A 16,411-nucleotide genomic window follows, 5' to 3' on the forward strand; every position below is an offset into this window, starting at 1 on the left:
ACAGCTTCCATTCCCTGTTTTTCCGCCTGTTCAACAATGGCATTACTGTCATAGCCACGATCTGCCAGCAGATGATCTGCATCAATCCCTTCGATCAGGCGGCCAGCCTGCGTGCAATCAGCAGTGGTACCTTGTGTAACAAGGATTCTGACCGGCATACCATGCGCATCCACGGCCAGATGTATCTTGGTGTTGAGCCCCCTTTTGTCCGATTCATATCCTGATTACCTCCTCTGGCTCCACTGGCGTGTGGATGAACTTTACAGTGACTGGCATCCATTATCAGCCATTCATAATCTGGATCATCAATCAGGATTTCCAGCAATTTTTCCCAGATACCTTTGTCACGCCAGCGAATGAAACGGCGATGAGTATTACTCCAACCCCCGTAGTCCGGCGGTAAGTTCCTCCATGGGGCTCCTGTCCGTATAATCCAGAAAACAGCATTGATAAACTGACGATTATCTGTGGCTACCCCTCCCCATGCCCCTTCTCGGCCTGGTAAATGCCCCTCAAGTAGCGACCATATCCTATCTGAAATATCATGCCTGCGATGTGAATGTGTCATGCGAGCCCCTTTAATTTCTTAAAAGAATCTCATATTTCTTATCTCATGACTACACTATCTAAAGATGGATACAGCAAAATCCTTACAGAAAAACTGACAGGAAGAAACAATGCCAGGCCTGCTTTGGATAAGGCACTGAAACTTCTCAGGCCGGGGGATATGCTGGTGGTCTGGAAGCTGGATCGCTTGGGGCGATCCCTCAAGGATTTGATCAATATTCTTCAGGTACCGGAAACGCGCAAGATCGGTTTTAGGTCGATTACCGATGGCATAGATACGGAAACGGCGACTGGATGGTTACTATTTCATGTGATTGGTGTGATTGCGGAATATGAATGTGTTCAGATTTCTGAACGGACCAAAGTCGATCTTCAGGCAGCCCGGCGGTGTGGTAAACGTCTTGGTCGCCCACTCGCGATCAAGGAGGCGCAGATCAGACTGGCACAACAATTATCTGCAACTGGTATATTGAGTACTGCTGAAATCGCTGCCCGGCTGAATGTCGGGAGAACGACACTTTGGCGGGCGATGAAACGGGAAAGAGAGTATCGGGATTTTTAGCAGCTTTACTCATAGTGTAGTCCTCTGCCAGTGCTATCGGTTTCGCCTACAGAAGAATCATCGCAAAATATGTTGTTTTTTTCTATCCTCAAATGGCTGAATGAGAAAGGATCTTTCTACGCAAGGTAGAAAGGGCTTTATCACCTGAGCAGATTTTACTGGGTTATTGCACTTGGCGAACTTCTCTCCGATATTCCAATCTCATAGTAAATGGTGTTTGTGTCAGTCTGTTATCTGAATCAAGTTCTTTTGCAACCTGTTTATCAATCGATATTGCGTCGTTGAATCCTGTATCGTTCTCAGGCTGTTTGATTGGAAGGCGTTGACTTACTGCCGGCAGTATTCCTGGGGAATAATTGTTCTGATCAAGGATCATGCTAAAAGGATAAAGAAGCGGGTAAAAATATCCTTGATGAATGAATAGATGAGCTTAAGCTAAACCATTTTATGACGATAACAAAAATATGATGTTGCACTGAATAACCATCTTATATTTTTGATATTCAATAAAAAATGAAACTTTTTAAGAGCATACCTAACCCGAAAGAAATTCGTCAGAAACTGGGATTGAATCAGCATGAGTTCTGGAGCAAGGTGGGCGTCACCCAGAGCGGCGGTTCGCGCTATGAAAGCGGACGGGAAATGCCGAAAGCAGTGAGAGAGTTATTGAGGCTGGTCCATATCGAACATATCGATCTGACTAAAATAAAACGGGATGATCTGATCGTTGCGGCAATGCTGAAGGCTCAGTATCCCGATTTGTATAAAAATCTCAAGAAATCAGCCAAACAATTGAAATGAATCTGATATTTTCAAACAACTGCTGTTGTTAAAAGGCAGTTCTTACAGGTATCCCAAGTGCCCGGATTTTGTCGGCGAAGGTTTTTATCCAGTCCGGATCGGCTTTCGATAGGTCGGGTGCTTCGGGTTGTAAAGCCGGGCGTGCCAGGGTGTACAGTAACACTCCCCGAATTTGGGTTCCTTCCTGCAAAAGAGTGCGGATAAAGCCGATATAGGCATCGGTTTCATGGGTATCCGGGTGTACACCTTTCAGTTTGAATACGCAGGTCTGCAGCCATGTCGGGCAAAGTGATGCAGCTGTTTGCAGATTGTCGCGCATACGTTGCAGACTTGCTCGGGTGTTGTTGATGCGCAGGCGGCCGGTTTGCGTAACGCTGTCCAGCTTGAACCAGACTTCACCATTGAGCCCTGCCATCAGATGCAACCCCTTTTGTACATACATGCGGTTGATCAGACTTCCATTGGTGATGAGCACCAGTTTGAGTTCTTCCGGTAGAGGGAAATCAGCTTTTACTCTGCCGATGATTTCGATGATCTGTTCAAATTCCCGTGCGCTGGTCGGTTCACCATTTCCAGATAAGGCGATGTCTTTGATGACTCTGGTTTCAGGTGGGACTTTCTCCTGCATGAAGTTTCCATAAACCAGTTCGTGCAGAAAATCACGCAGCTCCTGCTCCAGTCTGACCAGATCGATGACTGGCGCAGTGCCGCGTTTGAGATCGGGTACCTGGCAGTAAATGCAGCGCCAGTTGCATGCGTTGTTGGGGTTGAGATTGATGCCGATGGATACGCCACCTGCACGGCGGGAAACGACCGGATAAACGTAGGTCAGTCCGGCGCTGTCACGGCTGTGATCATCCTGGCTCAATCGTCCGGCAGAAGGTGACAATGCTATAATTTCCGGGATGTTGATTACACGAAAATTCGAATTCGATGCGGGCCATCGTATATCCACGCATCTGAGCCAATGCCGCAATCTGCACGGGCACCGTTATGTACTGGAAGTTACGATTGCAGGGGGTATTATCGCTGATGCCGGGGTGCCGGAGCAAGGCATGGTTATGGATTTCTCCGATGTCAAACGCGTTATCAGAGAAGCTTTGGTGGATCGGTGGGATCATGCCTTTCTGGTTTATGCTGGTGATACTCGCGTGCTGGAATTTCTGCAATCGCTGGAAAATCATAAAACGGTTGTTTTGGAAGTGCAGCCCACGGCGGAGAATCTCGCCCTGATTGCTTTCGATATATTGCGCCACACATTCCGGAACAGATACGCTGGCAGGCTGGAGCTGGAACATGTGCGTCTGTTCGAGACCCCCAACTGCTGGGCGGATGTGGATAAAGCTGTTTTCAAATCTGCAACAGTCGACAGGATCGCGGAATCATAGACGGAAGCGTTTATATTTTCCTGATACTATTTTTAATTATAAAACCAGATAGCGTTAGTTTTTAAATCCTATGTTTGTCGATTCTCATTGTCACCTTGATTTTCCTGATCTCGCCAGCAGCCTGGATGAGTTGCTGGTGAACATGCAAATCAGCCAGGTCACTCATGCGCTATGCGTTGGCGTCAATCTGGAAAATTTTCCGCGTGTGCTCGCTCTGGCTGAATCACACTCGAATCTCTTTGCTTCGGTGGGTGTGCATCCCGATTATGAAGATACAGCAGAGCCAGCGGTGGAGCAGCTGCTGAAGCTGGCGGATCATGCAAAGGTCGTTGCGCTGGGGGAAACCGGTCTGGATTATTTCCGGCTGAAGGGCGATCTCGAATGGCAGCGTGAGCGATTCCGGCGACATATCCGTGCTGCCAGGCGGTGCGGTAAACCCCTGATCATTCATACCCGTGCTGCTGCAGAAGATACACTGCGCATCATGGAAGAAGAGGGAGCAGCCAGCGTCGGGGGCGTCATGCATTGCTTTACCGAGTCCTGGGAAATCGCCAGACGTGCGCTTGATTTGAATTTTTACATTTCGTTTTCCGGGATCGTGACGTTCAAGAATGCGGCAATCATCAAAGAGGTGGCGAAAAAAGTGCCCGCTGACAGGATGTTGATCGAAACGGATTCACCCTATCTTGCCCCTGTTCCTCACCGGGGTGAAACCAATCAGCCGGCGTTCGTCCGGCATGTTGCCGAGGAAATTGCCCGTTTGCGTGAAACGACGCTTGCCGAAATTGCTGCGGTAACGACAAATAACTTCTTCAACTTATTCAAGGTGGTTTGAGATGAACAGATCCCTGTGGACACAATGGAGTATTGCATCAGTCATCGTTCTGTTTTGTGCCTTTTGTCTCTATTCACCTGCCCATGCCGGGGTTGATGAGGACTTGGTTCGAGCGGTCGAAGACAATAAGACTCACCGTGTCAGGGATTTGCTGACGAAAGGAGCCAGCCCGGATGCGCGCGATTTGCAAAGTGAAACGGCCCTGATGCTGGCGGCCAGAAATAAAAATCCGGAAATGGGTGGATTGCTGCTGGAGGCTGGTGCAAATCCAGATCTTCGCAACAAATATGGTGAGACGGCTACCATGCTGGCGTGCTATTACGGGCAGTTGGATCTGGTCAAGCGGCTATACGCAAAAGGTGCCAAAATTGACCACGATGGATGGAATCCGCTGATCTACGCTGCCAGTAAGGGTTATAAGGAAATCGTTGAGTTTCTGCTGAATTACGGAGTGAGGATCGATGCTGCGACCGATAACGGCACGACGGCACTGATGATGGCTGTACGTGGCAATCATTACGATACCGTCGAGCTGCTGCTGAAACACGGTGCAAATGCGCTGATCCGAAATGAAGCTGATGGTACAGCCCTGGGCTGGGCCAGAAAACAGGGCCATACCAGCATCGTGCAGTTGCTGACGCGTAACGGGACAGCAGATTGAGTGTTTACTGAGGTAAGGTGGTTTGGTCGCAAGTCAGTACTGCAGCACTGTTCCGTCGAGAGTATCAGGTGATCGCATAGGGGAGAGGCAGTATCGTCAACTGCGGGCCATTCGGTGTTTTCCAGTGGATGGAGCCGGCTTCCATGCTGCTGGTCTGAATGACGGCCAGAACATCAACTCCTCCCGCAGGTACAGGTGCGGCGTTAGCAATCATCCCGCATGCCTGATCACCAGTATCCGTACCAAATAAACTATCGCCGGCTGCAATATTCTGGCAAGAATCTGCATCCAGGTGAGCCAGGTACATACGGCGCTTTACTTTGCCGAGATATTCGGTGCGAGCGACGATCTCCTGGCCGGGGTAGCATCCTTTCTTGAAACTGACTCCGCCAATGATATCCAGATTGATCATTTGCGGGATGAACTGCTCCTGAGTAGCATTGAAGATAGCGGGGATTCCTTCACGGATTTCCAGCCAGTCCCAGATTGCCGCACCTGCACAATGTGCTTGTTTGTTCAGCTGTTCCCACAATGAAGGTGCCTGGATTGAAGTTGTCATGATTTCAAACCGGTTTTCACTGTGACAAATGATCTGCCCGTCCGGAATGGAGGTTACAGCCAATGGCGCAGGTGAAATGGTCGTATCTGGCAGCATGTTTTGCAACGATAGCAGCGCATTCTTACCAGCAATACCAATACGAATGAGATCATCGGTGTTGTCCTGAATCGATACTTTTGCCCGTAACACAAACATTTTCAGGCGTCTGGTAATCGTTTCCACTCGCTCTGCCGGGAGCTGCATCAGATAACTGTTATCGGAATCCTGCCATAACAGGAAACTGCCCAGCAAACGGCCTTTGGGCGTGCAATAGCCGCCGTGACTGGCTTGTGTGGAATCAACCGAGCGGACATCACAACTCAACTGCCCCTGCAGAAAATTTTGTGCATCCTCACCAGAAAAACGGATCAGGCCAAAGTGAGAGAGATCGATCAATACCGGGCCTGATGCCGCTTGTGCCAGTTCGGCAGCAGGTTGTCCAAAATGTAATACCCGATTTTGTTCGATATGGGCATTACGGTGGGTCAGAAATGTAAACCAGTCGGAATTCATGGATAAGCGGAAAAAGCATTACATTGGGTGATCCGGTAACCAGTCGATGAATGAACTTTCAATCCAGTTGCAACCTTCCAGCCGACTGGCCGTGCTGCTGAGTCTCGCGCATTGTACGGCAGCCGGCGTATTCTGGCCATTGGCACTGCCTGTGGTAGTGAAGCTTATCATTACCCTGTTGTTGGCAGGCAGCCTCTATTATTACTTGCGGCGCTATGCATGGCTCACATCACCACGATCCATCGTCGCACTGCATTTGACGGGCAGAAACAGCTGCAGAATGAAAACTCATGCAGATGAATACATTGATACCGTTGTCGATACCAGTACTTTTGTTGCCTCTTACATGACTGTGCTCTACCTGCAGAAGGAACGAACCAGGCGCTATTATACGGTGGTTATCCTGCCGGACAGCATCGATGCAAACAGCTTCAGACGACTGCGTGTCTGGCTGCGATGGAAATGGCAGGATAGCTCTTCTGATGGAAGAAAACGGGGGTGATTGAGCTATGGTAAATAAAGCTGCCAATCTGTAATCTGCCGGCTGAGCTTATTTTCTGAATGCTGTTGAAAACAGTGATCCGAGTGAAAGTTCCTTAGTATAATCCTGAGAGTCCCGGCCATCTGTCAGGCAGGATTCGTAACCTGCTGAAAATAAACCATTATCTCATTGTTTTTCATGTACATATTTGGCGAGTGCGCAGCAAGCCGGGCAGTATACTCAACACGGTTTTCAGGATGATCCGGTGATGAAATTCGATATTGTAGTGATCGGAGGTGGGCTGGCAGGAGCCAGTCTGCTGGCTGCTCTCAAAGGTAGCGGGCTCAGACTGGCGCTGATCGAGTCACGGCCGCCTGCGCCATTGCCCGACGATGATAGCTGGGATGCACGGGTGTATGCGATCAGCCCAGGCAGTGTGGAGTTCTTGCAGTCCTCCGGTATCTGGCAACGAATGAATGCAGCGCGTATTACGCCTGTCCATGAAATGCGGGTGCATGGAGACGATAATGCGGCCAGAATCGATTTCAGCGCTTATGAAAGTGGTGTGCCGGAACTGGCCTGTATCATCGAGAATCGGCAGTTGCAGCATGCCGTTTGGGAAGAATTGGCTGGTGCGGAAAATGTACAGATTTTTTGTCCCGCACAGTGTGACTCACTTGCCTGGCAAGATTCTCATGTCGAACTGACTTTGGCAGATGGCACGGTTTTGCAGACAGCTTTGCTGATCGGTGCAGATGGTATCAATTCCCGGGTGCGTGAGCAGGCAGGAATCGGGGTTGACCGTCATAGTTATTATCAGACGGGCGTGGTTGCCAATTTCGAGACGGAGCGGGTGCATCATCACATTGCGTATCAGTGGTTTCGCCGTGATGGCATTCTCGCACTTCTGCCATTGCCGGGGAAACGAGTTTCCATGGTCTGGTCGGCGAATACGGCACTTGCAGATGAACTGCTCAATCTGTCCGCCGAGGCGTTATGCGACCGGGTTGCCCGGGCAGCGGAGTATGAGCTGGGGAGCATGCGGCTCGTTACCGCGCCACTCGGGTTTCCGTTGAACTTCGTACATGCCAGATCACTCATTAAACCAAGACTGGCCTTGATCGGTGATGCGGCGCATGGCATTCACCCGCTTGCCGGCCAGGGAGTGAATCTCGGATTGCGCGATGTTCGTGAACTGGCTCGCCTGCAGCGGCAGTTTGGTGGAATAGGGGACTGTGGTGAATTTTCTTTGCTGCGTTGTTATGAGCGCAATCGCAAGGAGGATATTCTCGCCATGGGATGGGTGACGGATGGACTGCAGAAACTATTTGGCAGTGAGGATGCAGCAATCATGCGCATCAGGAATGTGGGGCTCGGGATTACCAACCGTCTGCCACTTCTGAAAAACAGGTTGATGCGCCATGCGCTGAGCTGATGAATCTTTTTATGGATATTGGATTTTATACTGGAGAAATGGTATGCATTTGTTTTTACGTTCATTGATTCTGCCGGGCCTGTTTTTTGCCGGAATCGTCCTGGCAGATAGTGCTGATCTGAAAGAGACCATTCAGGCCCATTTTCCGGAAAGCAAAATTGAGAGTGTGACCCAGACCCCTTATCTGGGGTTATATGAGGTCGTGATCGACGGAGAAGTGTTTTATACAGATAAGAAGGCAGATTATTTCTTTATGGGGCATGTGGTCGATGCCAAACGACGGGTTAGTCTGACCAGCGAGCGTATGCAGCAGATCCGCGATGCGCGGCGGATCGCAATCGATACCCTGCCGCTGGAGCATGCGATGAAAACAGTCAAGGGAAACGGGAAACGCATGCTGATCGTATATTCCGATCCGAACTGCCCTTACTGTAAAAGGCTGGAAAAAGAGCTGGTCAATGTGACGGATGTCACCATCCATACCCTGCTTTATCCCATTCTCAACGGCTCCATGACAACGGCTGAAGCAATCTGGTGTTCTGAAGATCGGGTCAAGGCGTGGGATGATTTCATGCTGCGATCAGTTGCTCCAGCCGGCAAGGACTGTCAAACACCTCTGCAAAAATTGCTGGAATCAGGCCGGGAAAACAGGGTTACAGGAACACCTACCCTAATTTTTGCTGATGGTTCGGTGGTACCCGGGTTTATTCCGCAGCAGGAAATCGAAAAACGGCTGGATCAGGCGGCAAGTAAATAACCTGGTATCCGACCCGCTTACTGTTTTCTGCCGTTATTCCCGGTATTGTTTTGGGAGCAAAACCCACATCTGAGCCTGCTGTTTCATCTTCCCGGCCTGAACCTGGGCTTCCGGGCTGTGCCCCCAGAAAAAATCGGCACGTACTCCGCCTTTGATGGCGCTACCGGTGTCCTGGGCGATCATCAGCCGATTGAGCGGCTGTGCTGTATTGGGCCAGGTGGTGGAAAGGTAAACCGGTGCGCCCAGCGGGACGCTTTCCGGATCAATGGCCAAGCTTCTGCCGGCAGTCAAAGGTACTCCCAGCGCGCCAACCGGCCCGGTGAGATCAGGCGGCAGTTCACGAAAGAAAATGTAACGTGCATTCTGCTGGAGCAGCGGTTTCAGTTTGGCAGGATTTTGCCGACCCCATTGCTTGATGGCTTGCATGGATACCTTCCAGGCAGGCAGCTCGCCCCGATCGATCAATATTTTTCCGATGGAGCGGTAGGGGTATCCATTATGATCGGCAAAGCCGATTTTTACAGTCTTGCCATCTTCCAGCACGACACGGCCGGACCCCTGTATCTGGAGAAAGAACAGTTCCACTTCATCTTCAACCCATAACAGCTCCTTTCCTTTCAGCAGGTTGCGGTTGTTCTCGATTTCGGCACGGGTGTAGTAGGGGATGATTTTTCGTCCCTGCAGGCGACCGCGTAACGAGGTCTGACCCGCTCCGGATTGTGTGTCTTTCAGTTCGATCGTCAGCAGATTGTCCGGTGCAGAATAAATCGGGTAACGGAAACGGCTGGAGTATTTGCGGCTGCCTTTGAGCAGTGGCTCGTAATAGCCTGTTGCTAACCCGGTAGTAGTGCCGTCCGGGTTGGTCACCTGATAGGGGGCAAAGTGGTTTTCAACAAAGTTCCTGATGGCTCGTTCACTGGTAGGCCGGAGGGTAGTGGCTTGTGCGCATACTTCCTGCCAGGATGGGCGCCGTTCGAGCGATTTGCAGCTTTGTATGAAAGTATTCCATGCCGGAATCAGGTTTTCGTGTTGCCAACCCGGCAGCATCGACCAGCTGGCAGCCTTGAGTGACTTCTTTTCTACTTTGTTTCCCATATCCAGAGCAGGTTGTGCCGGTTGTGGATCAGTGGGAATGGCAGCTACCTTTGCCGGGGGGGTAGCAGGCCGGGTGGTAATGCTCGTTTCAGTTTTGCAGCTTGTCAGGCCGAATGAAATCGAGACCAGCAGGGCGGTAAATTGGGTTTTCAGCAGATATCGGTTAAAGTAGCTGCTTTGTAAAAACATTTTATCCGGAAAGAATATGTGGGTTTTGGCACTTGAAGGAGCATTGGCGCTGGGATTGTTTATTTTTCTCATCTGGTGGACGCTTCCCCGTAAAAAAAGCAAGAAGTTGGATGATAAGGATGAAAACCGGTAGGTCGTACTTTCTGTATCGTTTGAGAACGGTAGGCCATTTTTGTTCATGATTTCTGTGCCTGATACATGCCGGTATACAGTCATACCGGATTCTCCACTTCGATGAAATGATGTGCAATACTGAATTTCTGCGAGAGATGCTCACCCAGCGCCTGTATCCCGTAACGCTCGGTGGCGTGATGTCCTGCTGAAATAAAGGCCGTGCCGGATTCTCTGGCGGTATGTACATTCTGCTCGGAAATCTCACCAGTGATGAATATATCCACGCCCAGTCTGATCGCTTCCTCGAAATAGCTTTGTGCTGCTCCGGTACACCAGGCGACACGCCGGACGGGTTTGAGTGGATCGCCAATGATCAGCGGTTTACGGCCGAGCACCGAGTTTAGCAGGTTGCTTAGCTCATCGAGGCTGACTGATTCCGGAAAATGCCCGTAAGCGGCGATATTCTGTTCGCCGAAGCGACCTGCCTCCACTATTCCAAGTTTTTTTCCAAGCTGTGTATTGTTGCCCAGTTCAGTATGCGCATCCAGCGGCAAATGGTAGGCATAAAGGTTGATGTCATGTTTGATCAATGTGGCGATACGATGACGCTTCATGCCGCGCAGACAGGCATCTTCCCCGCGCCAGAAGTAACCGTGGTGCACGATGATTGCATCTGCACGCAAACCCACTGCTGCCTGTATCAAGGCTTGTGAGGCGGTTACGCCACTGACGAGCGTTTGTATCGAAGTACGCCCTTCCACCTGCAAACCATTGGGACAATAGTCACGAAACTGCTGAATGCCGAGCAAGTCATTCAGATAATTCTCCAGCATATTTTGATGCATAATACCTTTTCTGTTTATTTGGGATGCAGGATTTTCCATGCAAAGACTCTGGCTGATTTTTACACAAACTGTAACTGTCCTCCTTGCCGTTTTTTTCGTTGTTTCGACTTTGCGTCCCGAGTTGCTGCCGTGGACTCCACGCGGGAAGCTCGCGACCATCCGTGAAGCAACCAGGGCAAATGTCGAACAAGCGCTGAGTGCTGGCGGATTCCATACAGCGGCGGAAGTGGCAATGCCTTCCGTGGTGAATATTTTTACCAGCAAGGAAGTCAGAGCGCCTTCCCATCCATTCATGGATGACCCTTTCTTCCAACGGTTCTTTGGTGACCGTTTTGGCCCGAGAACCGAGCGCAGCCTCGGATCAGGAGTTATCGTCAGTCCTGAAGGCTATATTCTCACGAACCATCATGTGGTGGAAGCGGCCAGCGAGATTCAGGTCGCACTGATGGATGGAAGAAACGCTGAGGCGCGCATCATCGGATCAGATCCTGAAAGCGATCTGGCTGTGCTGAAAATTGATTTGGGTGAACTGCCCAGTATTACTTTCGGTGAATCCGAAAAGGCCAGGGTGGGGGATATCGTACTGGCAATCGGTAATCCATTTGGAGTGGGGCAAACGATGACCATGGGGATTATCGGTGCGCTGGGGCGCTCTCAGGTGGGCATCAATACATTCGAGAACTTTATTCAGACCGATGCGGCAATCAATCCCGGTAATTCGGGAGGAGCGCTGACTGATACTTCCGGCAATCTGATCGGGATCAATACAGCGATTTATTCACGTTCCGGCGGTTCGCTCGGGATCGGATTCGCCATTCCGGTGGATGCTGCCAAACAGATCATGCAGCAGATCATCGAAACGGGTGGTGTGGTACGCGGCTGGCTGGGGGTGAGCATGCAGGATCTTACTCCGGAGCTGGCTGAATCGTTCGGCTTGAAGAAAGCAGGAGGTGCACTGATTGCCGGTGTGCTCAAAAACGGGCCGGCCGATGATGCCGGGATCAAACCCGGGGATGTTCTGGTGGCGGTAAATGGCAAACCCATCTTTAACTCGTCTGAAATGCTGAATATGGTGGCATCACTTGCGCCTGGCAAATCGGCTACCCTCACCATCCTGCGCCATGGAGGCCAGCAGGATATCCAGGTACGTATCGGTAAACGTCCCAGCTGATTTATAGATGGATATCTGGTTTGCCGTGACAAGGCTGCCTGTCACGGTGGTGCGGTGGATTGATGTCAATTTGCTAGCTTTGGGCAGGGAGATGCGGTTCTCTTATCTGCCACCCCTGATGGTTTATCTGGCAGCCGGTATTTCCAGCCTGACCGGGATCGTTGGTACTTTCTACGTCAAGGAAAGGCTGGGGTTGTCAGCAGAATTTCTGGCAGCACTCGGCTTCTGGATGGCATTGCCCTGGGCGCTGAAAATGCCGCTGGGTCATCTGGTGGATCTGATGTGGCGCTGGAAGAGTCTGCTGGTCTATCTGGGAGCAGGATTGATCGCGACCAGTCTGCTCATCATGATCGGGTTGCTCGGGCATGATGAGGCCATGCGTGAATTTGCGCCACTGGCGCAATGGTATGTACTGGCGTCCCTGCTGGCACCTCTCGGTTATGTGCTGCAGGATGTGGTGGCCGACGCCATGACCGTGGAAGCCGTACCACGAGTTGAGCCGGATGGTCGGCTGATCGGTCTGGAAGAACGTAAGCAGATGCATATCACGATGCAGACGCTGGGTCGTGTTGCCATTATTGGTGGCGGCGTCTTGGTTGCAGTCGCAAATGTCGTTCTCATGAAAGACGTTGCTTCCTTCTCGGATGCGGACAAGACTGCAGCCTATCTGACTGTTTATCAGCTTGCGCTCGTGATTCCATTTGTATCCGTCTGTGGAATCTGGCTGGCAGGGTGGCTGAAATGGCGTGAGCTGAAACGGCATGCTGCCCGGGGGCTGGATCGCAATGAAATCGATATTCTGCTGGGGGTGCATAACGATGCGCCTCCTGCCAACTGGTGGATACTCGGTGGTGGGCTGGCTTTTACCGTTGTTTCCCTGGGAGTCGGGCTCGTGCAGGTTTCCTATGCCGAGGAAATCATATTCTGCCTGTCGATGGCGATTGTGCTGTTTCTGATCCGGCAGCTGACTGCCGAGCTGGAAAACGATGCGCGTAACGTTCTGGTAGGAACTGCTTTGCTGGTATTTGTGTTCCGTGCCATGCCCGCACCAGGTGCAGGTTCGACCTGGTGGATGATCGATGAGCTGGGTTTCGATCAGCAGTTTATGGCGACACTTTCCTTGATCGGTTCAGTATTGACGCTTGCAGGTATGTTTATCTTCAGGCGTTTCATGGCTGAACGATCGATGGCTTATGTCATTGGTACACTGACTATTGCCGGTACCGTTTTGTCACTGCCGGTTATTTCCATGTATTTCGGTTTACACGAATGGACTTCGGCGCATACGGGTGGAGTCGTCGATGCCCGCTTTATCGCGGTGATCGATACTGCTCTCGAATCGCCACTGGGGCAGATATCGATGATTCCGATGCTGGCCTGGATTGCCAATTCTGCACCTGAAAAACTCAAGGCGACTTTTTTTGCCGTCATGGCATCTTTTACCAATCTGGCTTTATCTGCTTCACAGTTGGCAACCAAATATATCAATCAGGTGTTTACGGTCACTCGTGAGGTCAAAGATACGAAAACCGGTGAAATACTGGTTTCTGCTGATTACAGTGAGTTGGGTACTTTGCTGATTACCGTGTCGGTTTTAGGCTTCGTACTGCCCATGCTGATTGTGATAATGATCAGGTACACCCGTTTGCGCAGTGCCTGAGATGGATGATAGATGGGTACCAATTATTGATTCAGGCATTTCTTGTAGGAGGTGTTGATGTATCAGAAAATTCTGGTTCCGGTTGATGGCAGCATTACTTCCAATTCTGCTTTGCAGGAGGCAGTCAAACTGGCGAAGCGGTTAGATGCTTGTCTTGAACTCGTATATGTTTACGAGGATGCAATCTATCTGGTCGATGAGAACTACTTCAATTACGAGGAACTGCAAAAAACGATCCACAGCAGCAGCGAGAAAATACTTGCCGAAGCTGCCGCAGTGGTCAGCGCATCCGGTATTCCAGTCGAAACCAGATTGGTTCAATCGAACAATGAGCGGATCGCCAGTCTTCTGGTGAAAGAAGCGGAACGCTGGCAGGCAGAACTGATTGTAATCGGTACACACGGCCATTCGGGCTTCAGCCGGTTGCTGCTTGGTAGTGTGGCTGAGGGAGTGGTACGGATGGCATCGATTCCCGTGTTATTGATTCGCGGCGCCAGGGATTGAGGAAAATTTTCGCAGATTATCCTGACTCGATCTCAGAGTGTCAGCGGATCGACATCCAGGTGCCAGCGTATTCTGCTGTGGACTGGTAATGCAGTGATACGCTGATGCCAGTCACCTAGAAATGTTTGCAAATGCCTGCGTGAGCGGGCCTGAATCAGCAGTTGAGCACGTTCCAGCCCCTTGAGCCGTGTCATGTGAGCGGGAACCGGGTCGAAAAGCTGGATATGAGGGTAATTCTCCGTAACGGCTGCGAGTGCAGCTGCCTGTCGTAAAAATTCCAGAGCATCTGTTAATACTGGTGCTTCTGCGCGCAATACCGCCAGGTAAACAAACGGGGGGAAACCGGCGGATCTACGTTCTTTCAGATGAGCCTGTGCGTACGCTGCGTAATCTTGCCGTATCAATGCTTGATAGAGCGGATGTTGTGGAAATTCAGTCTGAATCAGAACGCTGCCGGGCACATTTGCCCGGCCGGCACGCCCTGCCACCTGTATCAACTGTGCAAAAAGGTGTTCTTCGGCACGAAAGTCGGTACTGTAAAGTGATGCATCGGCATTGAGCGCGCATACCAGCGCGAGATTCGGAAAATCATGTCCTTTTGCGAGTAACTGGGTGCCGACCAGAATATCCGCTTCTCCCCGGTGAATGCGATCGAGCATCTGCTGCCAGGCGCCTTTGTGGCGAATACTGTCGCGATCGACACGCAAGATGCGTGCTTCCGGGAAATGTCTGATTAGGGCTGCCTCGACCCGTTGTGTTCCGTGACCAAACGGCAGGACATCAGGATCTCCACATTGCGGGCATGCCGGTGAGACGGGTTGCTGGTCACCGCAATAGTGGCAGCGCAGTTGCCGGTCACGCAAATGGACGACCAGACGGCTGGAGCAGCGTTTGCAGGTTGCAATCCAGCGGCAGGATTTACAGAGCAATACCGGAGAATAGCCACGCCGGTTGATGAACACCAGGCTTTGCTGTTTTCTGGCAAGGCAGTGGCGCAGTGCATCGAGTACTGGTTCCGACAATCCTTCCTGAGCTGGAATGACACGTAAATCGATGCAGCGAATGGTTGGCAGTGCAGCCTGGCTGATTGCCCGTGAGTGCAGTTGCAGCAACCTGTAGCGGCCGGTGCGAGCCTGGTGATAGCTTTCCAGAGAAGGAGTGGCTGAGCCAAGAATGACGGGTATATTGGCCTGCCTGGCCCGGTAAATTGCCAGATCACGTGCAGAGTAACGCAATCCATCCTGCTGTTTGAAAGAATGATCCTGTTCTTCATCGACGATAATCAGGCTCAATTCAGGCATCGGGGTAAAGATTGCCAGGCGTGTGCCCAGAACGATTCCGGCTTTTCCCCGTTGTGCCTGCAGCCAGCCTTGCAAGCGTTCACTGTTATTCAATCCACTATGCAGGCTGACCAGTGTTGTTCCCGGGAAGCGTTTCCTGAAAACTGCTTCCAGTTGCGGGGTGAGATTGATTTCGGGAACCAGAATCAGAACCTGCTTTTGTTGTGCCAGTAATGAAGCAGTCACCTGCAGGTAGACTTCCGTTTTGCCACTACCAGTAATGCCGTTGAGTAACCAGGGTGTAAACGTTCCGGTTCTGTCAAGGATTTCGGATATGGCCTGCGCTTGTTCAGCGGTTGGAGCAGGGGAAGATGCCGTACTGAATACAGCTTTTTCCGGCAAGGCAGTGAATTGTTCTACCCAGCCCAGATCCTTGAATTCATGCAACAGCTTGCGGGAATGCGATGACATGGCCTTACAGATTTCAGCAGTAATGATTCCATGTTCGGACAGTAAGGAGATCAACTGGCGTTTTGCCTTTGCCCGAATCGGGAGATCGGCAAGGGTGATGGATTTGCCCGTATCGGTCAATCTCCAGCTCGGGGGCTGCTCTTTCCCGGTATGTTTGAACTTCCGCAGTAATACGGGTAAGCCATTCATGACGACCTGTCCGATCGGGTGATGGTAATAACGACTGCAGAACTCGAATAACCCGAGCAATGGTTGAGGCAGGGGAGGGGTTTGACGGTCGATCTGACCGGCGTATTTCAGTTTGCCTTCCGGGACGGACGAGGTCTCGCAGACAGAGATGATAATCCCGGAAATTTGCCGGCTACTGAAAGGAACACGTACGCACCGGCCGATATCTGCTGTGTCTGCATCCGGGGCGAGATAATCGAACAGCCGGTCAATCGGAACATCGAGCGCAACACGGATGATTACCATACCGGAGATG

General features: G+C 51.1%; 16 protein-coding genes and 1 pseudogene. 11 read left to right on the forward strand and 6 right to left on the reverse strand.

From position 1 onward, the window contains the following. Positions 1–568 (reverse strand): annotated as a pseudogene (locus B5D58_RS01670) (IS5 family transposase); the annotation flags it as partial. A gap of 45 nt (positions 569–613) precedes the next feature. On the opposite strand from B5D58_RS01670, the gene B5D58_RS01675 reads away from it, so the two are divergent. Together B5D58_RS01675 and B5D58_RS01685 are read left to right on the forward strand one after the other, a co-directional pair. Then, entirely contained in the window at positions 614–1,129 is a 516-nt protein-coding gene (locus B5D58_RS01675; protein WP_050731260.1) for a recombinase family protein, read from the forward strand. A gap of 513 nt (positions 1,130–1,642) precedes the next feature. Beyond that, positions 1,643–1,930, forward strand: coding sequence for a helix-turn-helix domain-containing protein (locus B5D58_RS01685; RefSeq protein WP_011112087.1), 288 nt, complete (start codon positions 1,643–1,645; stop codon positions 1,928–1,930). A 28-nt stretch (positions 1,931–1,958) separates the two neighbouring features. Here B5D58_RS01685 and B5D58_RS01690 read toward each other — a convergent pair whose 3' ends face one another. Then, entirely contained in the window at positions 1,959–2,819 is an 861-nt protein-coding gene (locus B5D58_RS01690) for a radical SAM protein (RefSeq protein WP_041356775.1), read from the reverse strand. Between the two features lie 16 nt (positions 2,820–2,835). Between B5D58_RS01690 and queD the strand changes: the two genes are divergently transcribed. The 3 genes from queD to B5D58_RS01705 all read left to right on the forward strand — a co-directional run bounded on the left by queD (position 2,836) and on the right by B5D58_RS01705 (position 4,814). After that, the gene (gene queD, locus B5D58_RS01695; protein WP_011112085.1) at positions 2,836–3,318 is read left to right on the forward strand and encodes a 6-carboxytetrahydropterin synthase QueD; all 483 of its coding nucleotides are present in this window, start codon (positions 2,836–2,838) and stop codon (positions 3,316–3,318) included. Between the two features lie 70 nt (positions 3,319–3,388). After that, a complete protein-coding gene (locus B5D58_RS01700; protein ID WP_011112084.1) occupies positions 3,389–4,153 on the forward strand; it encodes a TatD family hydrolase in 765 nt (254 codons plus the stop codon). 1 nt (position 4,154) lies between these two features. Beyond that, positions 4,155–4,814 carry an ankyrin repeat domain-containing protein gene (locus B5D58_RS01705; protein WP_011112083.1) on the forward strand — a complete coding sequence of 220 codons (660 nt, stop codon included), beginning with the start codon at positions 4,155–4,157 and terminating at the stop codon, positions 4,812–4,814. 64 nt (positions 4,815–4,878) lie between these two features. On the opposite strand, the gene ygfZ is transcribed toward B5D58_RS01705, so the two are convergent. After that, positions 4,879–5,925 carry a CAF17-like 4Fe-4S cluster assembly/insertion protein YgfZ gene (ygfZ, locus tag B5D58_RS01710; protein ID WP_011112082.1) on the reverse strand — a complete coding sequence of 349 codons (1,047 nt, stop codon included), beginning with the start codon at positions 5,923–5,925 and terminating at the stop codon, positions 4,879–4,881. Between the two features lie 46 nt (positions 5,926–5,971). Here ygfZ and B5D58_RS01715 point away from each other — a divergent pair, with 46 nt between their 5' ends. The 3 genes from B5D58_RS01715 (at position 5,972) to B5D58_RS01725 (ending at position 8,598) form a co-directional block, all read left to right on the forward strand. Continuing rightward, the gene (locus B5D58_RS01715) at positions 5,972–6,427 is read left to right on the forward strand and encodes a protein YgfX (RefSeq protein ID WP_011112081.1); all 456 of its coding nucleotides are present in this window, start codon (positions 5,972–5,974) and stop codon (positions 6,425–6,427) included. A gap of 247 nt (positions 6,428–6,674) precedes the next feature. After that, on the forward strand, positions 6,675–7,841 hold the full coding sequence (locus B5D58_RS01720; protein ID WP_011112080.1) for a UbiH/UbiF family hydroxylase: 1,167 nt from the start codon (positions 6,675–6,677) through the stop codon (positions 7,839–7,841). Between the two features lie 43 nt (positions 7,842–7,884). Beyond that, positions 7,885–8,598 carry a DsbC family protein gene (locus tag B5D58_RS01725; protein ID WP_011112079.1) on the forward strand — a complete coding sequence of 238 codons (714 nt, stop codon included), beginning with the start codon at positions 7,885–7,887 and terminating at the stop codon, positions 8,596–8,598. Positions 8,599–8,631: 33 nt separating this feature from the next. Here the strand turns inward: B5D58_RS01725 and mltA are convergent, their stop codons facing one another. Further along, positions 8,632–9,954 (reverse strand): murein transglycosylase A, encoded by a 1,323-nt coding sequence (gene mltA / locus B5D58_RS01730; RefSeq protein ID WP_011112078.1) that lies wholly within the window; start codon positions 9,952–9,954, stop codon positions 8,632–8,634. 140 nt (positions 9,955–10,094) lie between these two features. Beyond that, the gene (locus B5D58_RS01735; protein ID WP_011112077.1) at positions 10,095–10,841 is read right to left on the reverse strand and encodes a Nif3-like dinuclear metal center hexameric protein; all 747 of its coding nucleotides are present in this window, start codon (positions 10,839–10,841) and stop codon (positions 10,095–10,097) included. A 37-nt stretch (positions 10,842–10,878) separates the two neighbouring features. Between B5D58_RS01735 and B5D58_RS01740 the strand changes: the two genes are divergently transcribed. The 3 genes from B5D58_RS01740 to B5D58_RS01750 are packed head-to-tail and all read left to right on the forward strand — an operon-like array spanning position 10,879 to position 14,176. After that, positions 10,879–12,012 (forward strand): Do family serine endopeptidase, encoded by a 1,134-nt coding sequence (locus B5D58_RS01740; protein WP_011112076.1) that lies wholly within the window; start codon positions 10,879–10,881, stop codon positions 12,010–12,012. A 7-nt stretch (positions 12,013–12,019) separates the two neighbouring features. After that, positions 12,020–13,672: an MFS transporter gene (locus B5D58_RS01745; RefSeq protein WP_011112075.1), complete on the forward strand. Its 1,653-nt coding sequence runs from the start codon at positions 12,020–12,022 to the stop codon at positions 13,670–13,672. Positions 13,673–13,729: 57 nt separating this feature from the next. Further along, complete coding sequence (locus tag B5D58_RS01750) at positions 13,730–14,176, forward strand: universal stress protein (RefSeq protein ID WP_011112074.1); 447 nt, start codon at positions 13,730–13,732, stop codon at positions 14,174–14,176. Positions 14,177–14,208: 32 nt separating this feature from the next. Here the strand turns inward: B5D58_RS01750 and B5D58_RS01755 are convergent, their stop codons facing one another. After that, positions 14,209–16,401: a primosomal protein N' gene (locus B5D58_RS01755; protein WP_011112073.1), complete on the reverse strand. Its 2,193-nt coding sequence runs from the start codon at positions 16,399–16,401 to the stop codon at positions 14,209–14,211. Between the last annotated feature and the right edge of the window lie 10 nt (positions 16,402–16,411).

Origin of the sequence: Nitrosomonas europaea, assembly GCF_900167395.1 — a bacterium.
GTDB lineage: Bacteria > Pseudomonadota > Gammaproteobacteria > Burkholderiales > Nitrosomonadaceae > Nitrosomonas > Nitrosomonas europaea.